The 14898-nt window shown below is 58.3% G+C and carries 12 protein-coding genes, 1 tRNA gene and 1 pseudogene; all 14 read right to left on the bottom strand.

Going from position 1 to position 14898, the window contains the following annotated elements:
• Window positions 1–10: 10 nt before the first annotated feature.
• The gene (locus N1030_RS08405; RefSeq protein WP_265828839.1) at window positions 11–988 is read right to left on the bottom strand and encodes a quinone oxidoreductase family protein; all 978 of its coding nucleotides are present in this window, start codon (window positions 986–988) and stop codon (window positions 11–13) included.
• Between the two features lie 215 nt (window positions 989–1203).
• Window positions 1204–1722: a rhodanese-like domain-containing protein gene (locus N1030_RS08410; protein ID WP_265828840.1), complete on the bottom strand. Its 519-nt coding sequence runs from the start codon at window positions 1720–1722 to the stop codon at window positions 1204–1206.
• Window positions 1719–2183 carry a MauE/DoxX family redox-associated membrane protein gene (locus N1030_RS08415; protein WP_265828841.1) on the bottom strand — a complete coding sequence of 155 codons (465 nt, stop codon included), beginning with the start codon at window positions 2181–2183 and terminating at the stop codon, window positions 1719–1721. Before N1030_RS08415 ends, N1030_RS08410 begins: the two co-directional genes overlap by 4 nt.
• Before the next feature lie 230 nt (window positions 2184–2413).
• Complete coding sequence (locus tag N1030_RS08420; protein ID WP_265828842.1) at window positions 2414–3592, bottom strand: phosphoglycerate kinase; 1179 nt, start codon at window positions 3590–3592, stop codon at window positions 2414–2416.
• A gap of 265 nt (window positions 3593–3857) precedes the next feature.
• The gene (tkt, locus tag N1030_RS08425; protein WP_265828843.1) at window positions 3858–5855 is read right to left on the bottom strand and encodes a transketolase; all 1998 of its coding nucleotides are present in this window, start codon (window positions 5853–5855) and stop codon (window positions 3858–3860) included.
• A 195-nt stretch (window positions 5856–6050) separates the two neighbouring features.
• Complete coding sequence (rpe, locus tag N1030_RS08430) at window positions 6051–6707, bottom strand: ribulose-phosphate 3-epimerase (protein WP_265828845.1); 657 nt, start codon at window positions 6705–6707, stop codon at window positions 6051–6053.
• Between the two features lie 604 nt (window positions 6708–7311).
• Window positions 7312–7539: pseudogene (locus N1030_RS08435) on the bottom strand (MerR family transcriptional regulator); the annotation flags it as partial.
• A gap of 89 nt (window positions 7540–7628) precedes the next feature.
• On the bottom strand, window positions 7629–10037 hold the full coding sequence (pheT, locus tag N1030_RS08440) for a phenylalanine--tRNA ligase subunit beta (protein ID WP_265828846.1): 2409 nt from the start codon (window positions 10035–10037) through the stop codon (window positions 7629–7631).
• 106 nt (window positions 10038–10143) lie between these two features.
• Window positions 10144–11181, bottom strand: a complete 1038-nt coding sequence (gene pheS / locus N1030_RS08445) for a phenylalanine--tRNA ligase subunit alpha (protein WP_265828847.1) — start codon at window positions 11179–11181, stop codon at window positions 10144–10146.
• A 14-nt stretch (window positions 11182–11195) separates the two neighbouring features.
• Window positions 11196–11549, bottom strand: a complete 354-nt coding sequence (rplT, locus tag N1030_RS08450; protein WP_174403565.1) for a 50S ribosomal protein L20 — start codon at window positions 11547–11549, stop codon at window positions 11196–11198.
• A 101-nt stretch (window positions 11550–11650) separates the two neighbouring features.
• A complete protein-coding gene (gene rpmI / locus N1030_RS08455; RefSeq protein ID WP_265828849.1) occupies window positions 11651–11848 on the bottom strand; it encodes a 50S ribosomal protein L35 in 198 nt (65 codons plus the stop codon).
• Window positions 11849–12045: 197 nt separating this feature from the next.
• Entirely contained in the window at window positions 12046–12552 is a 507-nt protein-coding gene (gene infC / locus N1030_RS08460) for a translation initiation factor IF-3 (protein WP_265828850.1), read from the bottom strand.
• A 25-nt stretch (window positions 12553–12577) separates the two neighbouring features.
• A complete protein-coding gene (gene thrS / locus N1030_RS08465; protein WP_265828851.1) occupies window positions 12578–14512 on the bottom strand; it encodes a threonine--tRNA ligase in 1935 nt (644 codons plus the stop codon).
• Window positions 14513–14593: 81 nt separating this feature from the next.
• Window positions 14594–14668: transfer RNA gene (locus N1030_RS08470), tRNA-Val, on the bottom strand.
• Window positions 14669–14898: the final 230 nt, after the last annotated feature.

The following is a 14898-nucleotide window of genomic DNA, read 5'->3' on the forward strand; positions in this document are numbered from 1 at the left end:
ACACTCACCGTTACGCCAGAAGAACAGTCGACCCGATGGTGTTACGGGCTTCAAGCGCTCTATGCGCCTCGGCAGCATCCCGCAACGGGAAACTCTGGCCAATGGCAATGTTCACGACCCCTTTCTCCACCACTGCAAAGAGATCCCTTGCATGGGCAAGCAGATCTTCACGAGCCTCGGTATAGTGCATGAGGCTGGGGCGGGTAAGGAACAACGAGCCCTTGGCCGACAGAATGCCGGGGTCAAAGGGCGGCACGGAACCGGAGGATTGCCCGAATGAGACCAGCATTCCCATTGGTCTCAGACAATTCAGCGACTTCATGAAGGTGCTCTTGCCCACGGAATCATACACGACATCCACGCCATGTCCGGCGGTTACCTGCATGACCTTGGCCACAAAGTCCTCATCGCGGTATAGCACTGGGTGATGACATCCGTTGGCGCGGGCCACTTCTGCCTTCGCTGCGGAACCGACAGTGCCGATGACCGTAGCCCCCAGATGGTTGGCCCACTGACAAACCAACGAGCCTACTCCCCCTGCAGCTGCATGAATGAGAATGGTATCCCCCGCCTTGACGGGATAACATCCGAACAGCAGATAGCGGGCCGTCATACCACGCAGCATCATACCCGCAGCCTGTTTTCCAGATATGAAATCCGGCAGCGGCACCAGCCTACGTGCGGGAATGAGACGCACCTCCGCATAAGCGCCGGGAGGATTACCGGCATAGGCCACGCGATCCCCTTCCTTTAACTCGGTTACGCCGTCGCCCACGGCCTCCACAACCCCCGCTCCTTCCATGCCGATAATGGCAGGCAGCGTGGGAAGCGGATAGAGTCCCGTACGATGATACACATCAATGAAGTTGACGCCGACGGCCTCATGACGAATACGCACCTCCCCGGATGAAGGCTCACCCGGGTCAAACGACTCCCATTGAAGCACTTCTGGTCCACCGGTCGCATGCATTCGAATTGCGTGTGTCATACATTCTCTCCTTGCAGAATGGCAGGACGCCCTGCTCCGGGACTCGGGAAATGGAATCACATTGTCTCATTTATACATTATTCCGCCGAAAGGTGTGAAGCGCAAAAGCGAATGCAAGGTTAAAAGACTCCTCCCCGACAGGACAAAAAGCCGGATGCGCAATTGCGCATCCGGCCTCAGAGTATCCGAATCCAAACAGACGAAGGAAGGGAGATCTACTTTACAGACCCTACTTCGTACTTTGCTTCAATCCACGCGGTAATGCCACCGGGCTGACGATAGACGTTGGTGTAACCGAGCTTGCGTGCCCATACGGCACCGTTGTGGGAACGGGTGCACTTCACGAAGCCGCAGTAGAACACGATGGGACGATTCAGGTCGTCGCCCAGCAGTTTCTTGAAATCTTCTTCGCTCTTGCCGTCGGTTTCCTTGCTGTCCCATTCATTCATATCCGGAATGGGGAACAGGAACTGCACGGCACCGGGGATGTGATTCTTCTTGTAAGAAGCCTCGAAGGGCATGGTGTCCACAATCAGCAGATTCTTGTCCGCATCCATCATCTGCTTCAGTTCAGCCGTGGAAACAACCTTGTAGTCGCCGCGCTGCACTTCCTTGGCCAGCTTGATGGCCTTGGTTTCCAGATCTACCTCACTCTCCTTGGAGAGAAAATCCAGACAGCCGGTAAGGGAAAACGCGGTCATGAGACAAACAAGCGCAACCAGAATCTTCTTCATACAGTCTCCTCGATTTCTTGACAGGGCAACACAGTAGAGTCGGACCTTCCCGACCAGTAAAGATACGCACAGGCAAGCAGCAGTCCCGCGTCTCGCCAAAAGGCGGCTCTGAGCATGGAACCGTCTTCCACGCCCTCCGGCAGCTCCCCAGGCTCAAAGCAGCCGCAGTCTCCGATGGTCAGTCCCGCAGCCATGGCATACCCCAGCACTCCCATGAAGAGCACGGTCATGCCGGTAATGGCAGCCAGGCTGCCCCGCATATTGAAGACAAGAGCCGCTCCGGCAACCACTTCCAGAACAGGCAGCAACAGGGCCACCAGTGCGGAGAGGGGATGCGGCAGAATGCGGTATTCATCCACCACACGGGCAAAGGCCTCAATATCCATCAGCTTGCCCGCACCGGCATAGATATAGACGGCCGCAAGCGCCAGACGCACCATGACGGGGAGCCATATCTTCACATTGCCAAGCAGGCGATTTTGATGGGGGATTGCAGTCATTTCCGTTGGATAGCAGGCATGAAGAAAAAGCGGAAATTGAAAGTCAGGATACACTCACATCCTTTGTATAGATAATTTCGATAGATGAATGTCCAACTCATTTCCGGTCCTGCTAAAACAAAATCCCCCGGGCACGGAGCCCGGGGGATGACTTGCAGATACAGCCGCCTCTCATGGCGGACAGGGCACGATTAGCCCTTGGCGCGCTCTTCAAGAACGGCCACTGCGGGGAGTACCTTGCCTTCAAGGAACTCAAGGAAGGCACCGCCACCGGTGGATATGTAGGAGATACGGTCGGCAACCTTGTACTTGCCCACGGCAGAAACGGTGTCGCCGCCACCGGCTATGGAGAAGGCAGGGCTGTTAGCAACGGATTCACACAGCGCCTTGGTGCCTGCTCCGAACTGATCGATCTCGAACACGCCCACAGGGCCGTTCCATACGATGGTACCGGCCTTGGAAAGAATAGCGTCGTACATCTTTGAGGTTTCGGGGCCGATATCCAGAATCATCTCGTCATCAGCCACGGCATCCACGGGCTTGAGAACGGCTGCTGCGGATTCGGAAAACTCCTTGCCCACAACCACGTCCACGGGCACGGGAATCTCGCCGCCCGCAGCTTTGGCCGCAGCCATCAGGCGCTTGGCTTCCTCCACCAGCTCTTCTTCATACAACGACTTGCCCACGTTGAAGCCGGCAGCGCGGATGAAGGTGTTGGCAATGCCGCCGCCCACGATAAGACGGTCCACCTTGGAAGAAAGATTATCCAGCAGGGTCAGCTTGCCGGAAACCTTGGAACCGCCGATGATGCCCACAACTGGTCGGGCCGGTGTGCCAAGGGCCTTGCCCAGCGCATCCAGTTCCTGCACCATCAGGGGGCCTGCGCAGGCAACGGGGGCGAAACGGGCAACGGCGCTGGTGGTGGCCTGCGCTCTGTGCGCGGTGCCGAAAGCGTCCATGACGAAGATGTCGCACAGAGCAGCCATCTTCTTGCCGAGCGCCTCGTCATCCTTCTTCTCGCCCTTGTTGAAGCGGACGTTCTCGCAGAGCACAACCTGACCGGGGCGCACATCCACGCCTTCCAGCCAGTTCTGCACACAGGGAACTTCCACGCCCAGCGCGCTGCTCAGCGCCTTGGCTACGGGCTTAAGGGAAAATTCTTCAGCGTATTCGCCTTCGGTGGGACGTCCGAGGTGGGACATGACAATAACTGCAGCGCCCTTTTCCAGCGCCAGACGCAAGGTCGGTACGGAGGCGTTGATGCGCTTCATGGAGGTGATCTCGCCCTCCTTGATGGGCACATTCAGGTCCTGACGGATAAGCACTCGCTTGCCGGAAAGATCGAGGTCAGCCATTTTCAGCACTGCCATCGCGGTTCTCCTGTTCTTATGGGCGGTTGTTCTATGCCAGCCGCCACAGCCAGCTGTATGTGAAAGCGGCCCTGTGGCGGATGAAGATGCCAAGCAACACGGCGCGCAGCAGTTCTCTTTTCATTCGTCGGCAAAAGCCGAAAGACTGATGCGCCAGCCGGAACGTCCTACAATAAAAAACTATTTCATGCAAAAGGCCCGAACGTGCGCATCATAGCACGTTCGGGCCCCAAGTCCATAGTATATCCGGCTGCAGGCGTTGCAGCTACTTCAGCAGCTTTTCCGCCGTGGTCACAACATTGTCCACGGTAAAGCCGAAGTGTGCAAAGAGCTGTGCGCCGGGAGCGGACTCACCGAAGGAGGTCATGCCTACCACGGCACCGTTCAGGCCCACGTACTTCCACCAGAAATCTGCGGATGCAGCTTCCAGTGCCACGCGTGCGGTAACGGCGGCAGGCAGAACGCTTTCCTTGTAGGCGGCGTCCTGCGCATCGAACAGGTTGGTGCAGGGCATGGAAACCACGCGCACCTTGCGGCCTGCGGCGGTCATCTTTTCAGCAGCCTCGGCGGCAAGGCCCACCTCGGAACCGGAAGCGATGAAGATCAGGTCCGGGGTACCTTCGCAGTCACGCAGCACGTAACCACCACGCTTGATGTTCGCCAGAGCCTCTTCGCTGCGCTGCATGAAGGGAATATTCTGGCGGGTCAGGGAGAAGCAGGAAGGACCGGTCTTGAATTCCACGGCACTGCGCCATGCTTCGGTGCACTCCACGGTGTCGCAGGGACGCCATACGTGGCAGTTGGGAATGAAGCGCAGACCGGCCAGCTGTTCCACAGGCTGGTGAGTCGGACCGTCTTCGCCCACGCCGATGGAGTCGTGGGTCAGCACCCAGATGGTGCGGATGCCCATGAGTGCGGACAGACGGATAGCGTTCTTGGCGTAATCGGAGAAAATGAGGAAGGTACCGGCGTAAGGCAGAATGCCGCCGTGCAGGGCCATGCCGTTCATGATGGCGCCCATGGCGAATTCGCGCACGCCGTAGGAAACGTAGTTGGCGTTCCAGTTACCGGGCTTGAGCACAACGGAGTTGGCCCACTTGGTGCCTACGGAACCGGTCAGGTCGGCGGAACCGCCTACCATTTCGGGCAGCTTCACACCCAGAGCAGCCAGAGCCTTCTGGGAAGCGATGCGGGTTGCCAGCGTTTCACCGGCAGCGTTGAAGTCTGCAAGGGTCTTGGCTACGTGCGCATCCCAGTCGGCGGGCAGGTCGCCCTGCATACGGCGCTCGAATTCGGCAGCCAGTTCGGGATGAGCGGCCTTGTAAGCGGCAAAAAGATCGTTCCAGGCGGTTTCGCGGGCAAGACCAGCTTCACGGGCGTCCCACGCCTTGTAGACGTCTGCGGGAATCTCGAAGGGAGCGGAGTCCCAGCCGATATTCTTGCGGGTAAGTGCAATTTCCTCGTCGCCGAGGGGGGAACCGTGGGTGGAAGAGGAACCGCCCTTGTTGGGGGAACCGCAACCGATCACGGTCTTGCAGCAGATGAGGCTCGGCTTGTCAGCAACGGCCTGTGCTTCGAGCACAGCCTTGCGGATGGCTTCGCCGTCATGACCGTCCACGCCACGCACAACGTGCCAGCCGTATGCTTCGAAACGTGCGGGGGTATCATCGCCAAACCAGTCTTCCACCTTGCCGTCGATGGAGATGCCGTTGTCATCCCAGAAAGCGGTCAGCTTGCCGAGACCGAGGGTACCGGCAAGGGAACAAGCTTCGTGGGAAATGCCTTCCATCATGCAGCCGTCGCCGAGGAATACCCAGGTATTGTGGTCAACAACGTCGAAACCGTCGCGGTTGAACTGGGCAGCCATCATGCACTCGGCCATAGCCATGCCCACTGCGGTGGCAATGCCCTGACCCAGCGGGCCGGTGGTGGTTTCAACACCGGGGCAGATACCGTATTCGGGGTGCCCGGGAGTCTTGGAGCCCATCTGGCGGAAGTTTCTGATTTCGTCCATGCTCAGGTCGTAGCCGCTGAGGTGCAGCAGAGAGTAGATAAGCATGGAGCCGTGCCCGTTGGAGAGCACGAAGCGGTCCCTGTCGTGCCACTGGGGGTTGGCGGGGTTGTGCTTCAGGAAATCGTTCCACAGAACTTCGGCGATATCGGCCATGCCCATGGGCGCACCGGGGTGACCGGATTTGGCTTTCTGGACTGCGTCCATGCTCAGGGCACGGACGGCATTGGCGAGATGCTTACGAGAGGGCATTGTTTCCTCCTGGGAGAGATACGAAAAATTCGTCTTCCGCCCCCCTTGCAAGGGATTTGGAGAGCGGACCGGTTTGTTGCGATAATTGCATGATCACTATCAAACCATGCGGCACCGGCTGGCAGTCCACTAGACTGTTACGGCGCATATGACAAGCATGAATTTGCCCCGTGCAGAACACGGGGCTTATGGTCGTTACGCCTTGGCTGCTGCGGCCTCAAAGGTCTTGAGCCGCTCTGCGTAGGGGGGGAATCCGAAGAAGGCTGAGCCGGAAACCAGCACGTCCGCACCGCGTCGAACCAGTTCGGCCGTATTGTCGGGGTCCACGCCTCCGTCAATCTGGATCAGGGTCTTCAGCCCGCGCGCCTTGATCATGGCGGAAAGCTCTTCAATCTTGCGCATGGTGAAGGGCAGGAACTTCTGACCGCCGAAACCGGGGTTCACGCTCATGAGCAGCACCATATCCAGCTGGTCGAGCACGTAGTCGAGCACAGTGAGGGGGGTGTGCGGGTTGAGCGCCACACCACACTGCACGCCCTGACGCTTGATCTCGGCAAGAGCGCGTTCCACATGTACGGTGGACTCTGCATGCACGACGATCATGTCGGAACCGGCGTCAACGAAATCGCCGATGTAGCGTTCCGGACGTTCAACCATCAGATGCACGTCGAAGAACAACTTGCTGGCTTTGCGCAGACGCTTGATGATGGGCGCGCCAAGAGTGATGTTCGGTACGAAGGAGCCGTCCATGACGTCCCAGTGCACCCACTTGCATCCGGCAGCTTCCAGAGCCGCCAGTTCATCAGCCAGCCTGCCGTAATCGGACGACAGCAAGGAAGGGGAAAGAATCATGATACTCTCTCATTTCTCACCCCGTCGGCCCAAAAGGCAGACAGGGCTGTATTCCGTAAGGACGGTGCGCCCCCGCAGCCACAACGCGGGGCCGAAACCAAAAATTTTATCTGAAGCGACGCGGGGAAAGCATCTCGCGCAAGGATTCTAACTCGTCGATCACTTCCCGTACCAACGCCGTCTGAACTGCGGGCTCAACAGCATTGCCAGTGTCCTCTGCCCTGCCAGTCATCACGGCATCCGCCCCCGCTCCAGCGGCATACTGCAACAGGGAACCTTGCGCATCCGGCTGCGACGGGGGTGCAACAGGCTTGGCCACAAGTCCGCGCGGCATGGATGCCGGGGATGCATCGCCATCCGTATCCGGCGGTACGCCTTCGCCGGAAGCAATGACACGGGCAACTATGGCTTCTATGGACTGGGTATCCGGGGCGACTTCCTCTTCTTCTTCATGGGAAGCCATATAGCCGCTCTGCCCTGTACGCTGCAAGGCGCTGAGAACGGCCTCGGTCAGGGCTTCGCTGTAGAGGGGCTGGGATATTTCAGGAACCACCGCCTCGGGAGGGAGGGTATCTCCCTCCCCGAGGGGCAGCATTGAATCCTTTTGTTCGGCGAGAATCTTGCGGGCGCCTTCAATGGTCAGTCCACGCTCATGGAGCAGGTGCCGGATGGTACGCAGCATGGCGACATCCTGTTCGGAATACAGGCGTTGTCCCTTCTCCGTACGATGCGGATTGAGCTGGGGAAACTCAGTTTCCCAGAATCTGAGCACATAGGTCTTCAGATTCAACAGCTTGGCCGCTTCTCCTATCCGGTATGTCCTCTCCTGCATGAATCCTCCATCCGGGGGCGTGCCGTCTTCCAGCCATGCCCGTCACAATAACGTTCCGGGCTATGCCATGTCGGGAGTGACACAGCAGACTAAATGCGGACAGCCAGCGCCTTTTGCAGCGACTCTGCCACCTTTCCGCGCTCCTTGTCCACTTCCTTGTCCGTCAGGGTCTTGTTCGCATGACGGAAGGTCAGGCGGTAGGTCAGGTTGCGTTCCGCAGCCTTGCCCTCTTCCGCCTTGGGCACGAACACGTCGATAAGAACGATGCTTTCCAGCAGGGGCAGCTTCATGCCTTCCACGTGATCAACCACGGCCTGCACGTTCAGGGTGGCAGGAGCCATGACGGTGATGTCGCGGCGAGAAGGCGGATACACGGCCAGAGACTTGAACGCGATAGCGTTTCTGGCATGCAGGTCGCACAGCAGATCGGTATCGAGATCAGCCATCCACACGTCCTTCTTGGCGTGGTAGGCATCCGCAAGCTCGGGCTTCACGCGGCCGATAACGCCCACACAGGCATCACCCACGGTTACGGAAACACAGGGAGACATCCAGCTGTGGTCCATTTCCAGGGCAAAAGCGGCACGGCCGAGATGCAGGTGGGCCAGCAGGTGCTCCACATAGCCCTTCAGATCCTGATAATCGGCTTCTGCCTGTACCTGAGGCCATTCGGCATCAAAACGGTCGCCGTACACCAGCAGGTTCAGGCGGCCGGATTCACGCGCCGTGGTATCGGAGGTGCTGTCGGCTTCAAAGATATGCGCCAGTTCAAAAAGACGCAGACCGGTATTGCCTTGCGCAAGGTTGTGACGCAGGTTCTGCAGCAGGCCGGGGGCCAGCGCGGTGCGCAGCACATCCTGCTCCGCGGTGAGCGGATTCATGATGGGGATGCGCGGTTCCTTGGGCAGGCCGAGATGGTCAAGATCCTTCTGGCCCACAAAGGAGTAGTTGATAACTTCGTTCAGGCCGAGCCCGCTGGCCCAGCGCTTGATCTTGGCCCAGAAAAGGTATTCGTTGCGGGCGTCGTCACGGGCTTCCAGGGGACGGCTCACCTTGGGCAGCACGGGGGCAATGTTGTCCATGCCGTAGACGCGTGCAACTTCTTCGATCAGGTCGGCCTCGCGCTCGTAGTCCAGACGATGGCTGGGAGGAATGGCCTTCCAGTCGGCAGCGTCGGAAACGTCCACGGTGCAGCCCAGCTTCTCCAGCGTCTTGCGGCAGAAGGCATCGGCAATATCCACGCCCAGCAGGTCACGGGCACGCTCGGGGCGGAAACGCAGTTCAGGCGCCTTCCAAGGACGGGGCTCGGACTTGCAGATGCCGGGACGCAGGCTCGCACCGGAAACCTCCGCCATCATGGCGGCGGCACGGTTCATGGCGAACAGGCAGTTCACCTGATCCACGCCGCGCTCGAAGCGGTAGGAAGCATCGGATGAAAGGCCCAGACGACGAGCGGTTTTGCGCACGGAACCGGGACGGAACACGGCGGATTCGAGGAACACGCGGGTGGACTCGTCGTTCATCTCGGTGTTCAGCCCCCCCATAACGCCGGCAATGCCCACGCTGCGTACGCCGTCCTTGATCATCAGGTCGGTCTCCTTCATGGAGCGTTCCTGACCATCAAGGGTGACGAAGGTTTCGCCTTCATCAGCGAAATCAACCACGATGCGGTTGCCTTCCAGCAGATCAAGGTCGTAAGCGTGCATGGGCTGGCCCAGTTCCATCATCACATAGTTGGTGATGTCCACGATGTTGGAGATGGGACGCAGGCCGATGGCAACAAGACGGTAGCGCAGCCATGCGGGGCTCTTGGCAACCTTGAAGCCTTCCAGAATGCGACCGTGGAACACGGCGCACTGATCGGCATCGGCTATCTCGATGTCCACGTCGCGGGAGCAGTCCTCGCCGGATTCCTTCAGTTCGAAGGAAGGCATGGTCAACGGCAGATCAAAGGCCAGCGCCACTTCACGGGCAAGGCCGAGAACGGAAAGGCCGTCTGCACGGTTGGGGGTGATGGAGATATCCAGCACCACTTCATCAAGGTCCAGCGCTTCCACAAAGTTGGCACCGGGAACAAAGTCCTCGGGCAGAACCATGATGCCGTCGTGGTCTTCGGAAAGCCCCAGCTCGCGCTCGGAGCAGATCATGCCGTGCGAGGGCTGGCCCCGCAGCTTGGCCTTCTTGATCTGCATGCCGTCGGGCATGGTGGTGCCCACCTTGGCCACAGGCACCTTCTGGCCCTTGGCCACGTTGGGTGCGCCGCACACGATGGTCAACGGTTCGGCCTCGCCCACATCCACGGTGCAGATGGAGAGCTTTTCGGCTTCAGGGTGCTTGACGCATTCCAGAACATGGCCGACGACCATGTCCTTGATGGCGGCAAAGGGATGGATGATCTCTTCCAGCTCCAGCCCCAGCATGGTGAGCTTGTCGCCAAGCTCCTGAGGGGTGCCTTCGAAGGGAACGAATTCACGCAGCCATTTGAGACTCAACAGCATGTCAGACTCCCATGCACTGCACGGATACCGTGCGGCATGCCTGCCCGCCGCGGATGCGGCGGAAGATATGATCATTGCCGGACAAAAATGTCCGGCAAGCCCTGTATTACACGAACTGGTTCAGGAACCGCACGTCGTTCTCGAAGAACATGCGCAGGTCGCCGATGCCATACTTGAGCATGGTCACGCGCTCCACGCCGAGACCGAAGGCGAAACCGGAGTACAATTCCGAATCGTAGCCCACGGACTTGAAGACTTCGGGATCGATCATGCCGCAGCCCAGAATCTCCACCCAGCCGGTCTGCTTGCAGACGCGGCAGGGAGCCCCTTTCACGGTACCCTTTCCGCCGCAGATGCAGCAGGAAATGTCCACTTCGGCACTGGGTTCGGTGAAGGGGAAGAAGCTGGGACGGAAGCGCACCTTCGTTTTACCGCCGAACACTGCCTGCAGGAAGGCGGTAAGGGTGCCGCGCAGTTCCGCCATGCTCACCTTGTGGTCCACCATGAATCCTTCGATCTGGTGGAACATGGGGGTGTGGGTCAGGTCGGAGTCGCGACGGTACACCTTGCCGGGGGCAATGGCGGCCACGGGGGGCTTGCGCTCTTTCATGGTACGGATCTGCAGGGGCGACGTATGCGTACGCATCAGGATTTCCTCGGTTACATAGAGGGTATCCTGCATGTCGCGTGCGGGGTGATCCGACGGCATGTTCAGGGCTTCAAAGTTGTAGAAGTCGTTCTCCACTTCCGGCCCTGTCACGATGTCGTAGCCGAGACCTCTGAAAATATCGCAGATCTCGGTCATGACGAGGGTTACGGGATGCAGAGAGCCCTGCCACGGCTGACGACCGGGAATGGTGGGGTCGAAAAGGGCGAGCCGTGCGTCTTCCGCAGCCTTGGAAAGCGCATTGGTGCGACCTTCCAGAAGCTCGGTAAGCTGCTGCTTGACGATGTTGGCGGTTTTGCCGACAGCGGGGCGTTCCTCAGGCGACAACTCGGGAAGACGCTGCATGATCTGTGCGAGACGGCCTTTGCGACCGAGAAACGCAACGCGCAGCTCTTCCAGAGCTTCCAATGAAGAGGCCTGGTCCAGGCCGCTTTGGAGCTCCTGGACCAGGCCTTCAAGTTCATGGGTCAGGTTCATACCTGAGATCCCTTCTAATTGAGTTTGGATTTGGCAAGTTCCGCCAGCTTGGCGAAATCTTCCTTTTCCCGAACTGCGAGGTCAGCGAGGACCTTGCGGTTCAGTTCAATGCCGGCCAGGTTCAGGCCGTGGATGAACTTGCTGTAGGAGATACCGTGCAGACGTGCGCCTGCGTTGATACGAAGAATCCAGAGCTTGCGGAATTCACGCTTTTTGACCTTACGGTCGCGGTAGGAGTATACTAATGCGTTCTCAACTGCTTCACGCGCAGTGCGGTACAGCTTGGAACGGGCTCCGCGGTAGCCCTTGGCCAACTTCAGATATCTTTTATGGCGGCGATGTGCAGCCATGCCTCTCTTGACGCGCATGGAAACCCTCCAGGGTCTTTGTCACTCCGTGAGGCGAGAGATTGAAGCCAACGGAGTGCGTGTAAAATTGTATGAGCCAATAAACGGACGCCATCTACGCCTTAGGCGTAGGGCATCATGCGGCGTACTGCCTTCTCGTTGGTTGCGTCCACGATAGCGGACTGACCGAGATTCATCTTACGCTTCGCACTCTTCTTCGTCAGGATGTGACGCAGGTTCTGCTTGCGACGGCGGAACTTGCCGCTGCCGGTCACAGAGAAACGCTTTGCAGCGCAACGCTTGGTTTTAATCTTGGGCATGGTATTCTCCTTACCGTATTGTGCCTGTGCCGCCACGCCATACTGGCGTTTCGGCGACAAAACGCGACAGAAAACCCCCTGCATTTGCAGGGAGTTTTCATGAAATTCCTCGTGAGCAAACGCTACTCGCGCCCATTAGAGCACGCAGAGCGGGGATATTGCGATAATTTCCCGCGCAAAGCAAGCCCCAAATGCACCTATTTTTTCGGCAGGGGCACCAGCAACATCTGCAGGGTACGGCCTTCCGCGCTCGGGGGCTGTTCCACCTTGGCAATATCCCTGGTGTCTTCAACCACGCGCTCAAGGATGATCTGCCCGCGATCCTTGTGGACAATTTCGCGTCCACGGAAGAATACGGTCACCTTGCAACGGTCGCCATCTTCAAGGAACCTGCGGATGTGCTTGAGCTTGGTCTGGTAATCATGCTCGTCCGTCTTCGGGCGAACCTTGATTTCCTTGATCTGCACAACCGTAGCGTTACGCTTGGCTTCCTGCTTCTTCTTGCTCTGTTCGAACTTAAACTTGCCGTAGTCCATGATCTTGCAGACCGGCGGTTCTGCATTGGCGGCAACTTCAACGAGATCGTACCCACGCTCCTTGGCGAGGTCGATAGCGGCATTGCGGCTCATGATGCCCAACTGCTCGCCCTGATCGTCGATCACACGCACTTCGCGCGCACGAATCTGCTCGTTGCGACGCGTCATATCCTGCGGCTCCGGACGCCGGTTCTTAGGAAAAGCGATAGCTCATCCCTCCGTTGTTGAACGGTTCCTCACAATCAGCCTTAATCAGCTCTACCACTTCCTCGAGAGTCTTGAAACCGAGGTCCTCACCCTTGCGAGGGCGAACGCTCACGCCTCCGGACTCCACCTCCTTATCCCCGATGACAAGCATGTAGGGGATCTTTGCAACCTGCGCCTCACGGACCTTGAAGCCCAGCTTTTCATTGCGGATATCGGCCTCGACACGAATGCCCTGTCTGGCCAGAATATCTTTCGCTTTCAGGGCGAAATCGGCATGTGCATCGGTAATGGAAAGCAGGCGAGCCTGAACAGGCGCAATCCACGTGGGGAATGCACCCGCAAAATGTTCGGTCAGGATGCCGATAAAGCGTTCCACAGACCCGAGTATGACGCGATGGACCATAACCGGCCTATGCCGTTCACCATCTTCGCCGATGTACACCAAGTCAAAACGATCAGGCAAGGTAAAATCGCACTGCACGGTTGCGCACTGCCACTCGCGACCAAGACAGTCGCGCAGCTTGATGTCGATCTTGGGGCCGTAGAACGCGCCGTCGCCCTCGTTGATGGCGTAAGGCAGGCCCACGCGCACCAGTGCTTCGGTCAGGGCGTTGGTGGCGAGATCCCAGTCGGCATCGGAGCCGATGGACTTCTCGGGACGGGTGGAAAGTTCAAGGGTGTACTCAAACCCGAATACCGCCATCACGTCACGCACAAAGTCGAGAACGCCGATGATTTCTTCCTGCAGCTGGTCGGGGCGGCAGATGATGTGCGCATCGTCCTGCGTAAACTGGCGCACGCGCATAAGGCCGTGCAGCACACCGGACTTTTCGTGGCGATGCACGACGCCCAGTTCGAAGAAACGCTTGGGCAGCTCACGATAGCTGCGCAGCTGAGACTTGTAGATCAGCATGTGCGCAAGGCAGTTCATGGGCTTTACGCCATAGGGGGTTTCGTCGATCTCCGTGAAATACATGTTTTCACGGTAGTTGGCGTAGTGGCCGGAACGCTCCCACAGTTCGCGCTTGAGAATCTGGGGCCCCTGCACGATATCGTAACCGCGCTTCAGGTGCTCCTTGCGCTCGAAATCTTCAATAATGGTACGGATCAACGCGCCTCTGGGGTGCCAGTAGGCCATGCCTGCGCCGCCTTCTTCCTGGAAGCTGAACAGGTCCAGCTGGGCACCGAGCTTGCGGTGATCGCGCTTCTTGGCTTCTTCCAGCATGGTGAGGTACTTTTTCAGCTCCTTGGGATCGCTGAAGGCGGTACCGTAAATGCGGGAAAGCATGCGGTTCTTTTCGTTGCCGCGCCAGTAGGCCCCGGCCACGCTCATCAGCTTGAACGCCTTGATGAAGCTGGTATCGGGAATGTGGGGACCACGGCACAGGTCAACAAAATCACCGTGGCGGTAGAGAGAAACCACGTCATCAGGCACGGCGTCGATCAACTCGAGCTTGTAGCTTTCGCCCATGTCGCCGAACAGCTTCTTCGCCTCTTCCTTGGAGCATACGGAACGCTCGAAAGGCTGGGCTGCTTCGATAATCTTCGCCATTTCCGCTTCGATCGCCTCGAGGTCTTCGGGGGTGAAGGAGCGGTTGAAGTCGAAGTCGTAGTAGAAGCCGTTATCGATGGAAGGACCGATGGTCACCTTCACGTCGGGGAACAGTCGCTTTACCGCATCTGCCATGATGTGGGCCGTGGAGTGCCGAAGCAGTTCCAGGCCCTCGCGAGTGTCTACGTAAACGGGGGTGAGGGTTTCGCAACCTGCGGGAATGGTGGCAGTGAGATCAAGCATGGTTTCGCCACACTTGACCGCCAACACTTGCTTGAGCTTCTTGCCGCTCAAAGCTCCCTTCAGGGCGTCGCGACAGACGGCGTCCGCGGCGACCTCAACAACCTGTCCTTCGATAGACACGTTCACGATGGTAACTCCTGAAAAAATTTGTTGATACAAAAAACAAAAAGAGGGAGGCATTCCGCCTCCCTCTGCTCCGAATCAGTGTGGTAGGCACGAGCAGCTTTGAACTGCTGACCCCTACCGTGTCAAGGTAGTGCTCTACCCCTGAGCTACGCGCCTACACCGTTACGGCGGAGTCGGTATCTACGCACTTGGGTCGGGTTCGTCAAGCAGAAAAACATTTTTTTTGTTTTTTTCTTTCAAAACACATTCTGGCAACAACCGCCCACGGCCCGACCAGAGAAAACTTCTCCCCCGCCGCACAGCTCTGACCATCTTTTTCCATCATATAATATACGCAAACGTTCCGCTCTGAAAAAAAATAGAAGATTCCGCTCTTTTTGACGCGG

Origin of the sequence: Desulfovibrio mangrovi (genome assembly GCF_026230175.1) — a bacterium.
GTDB classification, from domain to species: domain Bacteria; phylum Desulfobacterota; class Desulfovibrionia; order Desulfovibrionales; family Desulfovibrionaceae; genus Halodesulfovibrio; species Halodesulfovibrio mangrovi.

Excerpts from the sequence above, each read along its gene's own strand:
- tkt (WP_265828843.1), bottom strand. The coding sequence starts at position 5,855 with ATGCCCTCTCGTAAGCATCTCGCCAATGCCGTCCGTGCCCTGAGCATG.
- rpmI (WP_265828849.1), bottom strand. The coding sequence starts at position 11,848 with ATGCCCAAGATTAAAACCAAGCGTTGCGCTGCAAAGCGTTTCTCTGTG.
- pheT (WP_265828846.1), bottom strand. The coding sequence starts at position 10,037 with ATGCTGTTGAGTCTCAAATGGCTGCGTGAATTCGTTCCCTTCGAAGGC.
- N1030_RS08405 (WP_265828839.1), bottom strand. The coding sequence starts at position 988 with ATGACACACGCAATTCGAATGCATGCGACCGGTGGACCAGAAGTGCTT.
- N1030_RS08410 (WP_265828840.1), bottom strand. The coding sequence starts at position 1,722 with ATGAAGAAGATTCTGGTTGCGCTTGTTTGTCTCATGACCGCGTTTTCC.
- rplT (WP_174403565.1), bottom strand. The coding sequence starts at position 11,549 with ATGCGCGTCAAGAGAGGCATGGCTGCACATCGCCGCCATAAAAGATAT.
- N1030_RS08420 (WP_265828842.1), bottom strand. The coding sequence starts at position 3,592 with ATGGCAGTGCTGAAAATGGCTGACCTCGATCTTTCCGGCAAGCGAGTG.
- pheS (WP_265828847.1), bottom strand. The coding sequence starts at position 11,181 with ATGAACCTGACCCATGAACTTGAAGGCCTGGTCCAGGAGCTCCAAAGC.
- rpe (WP_265828845.1), bottom strand. The coding sequence starts at position 6,707 with ATGATTCTTTCCCCTTCCTTGCTGTCGTCCGATTACGGCAGGCTGGCT.
- infC (WP_265828850.1), bottom strand. The coding sequence starts at position 12,552 with ATGACGCGTCGCAACGAGCAGATTCGTGCGCGCGAAGTGCGTGTGATC.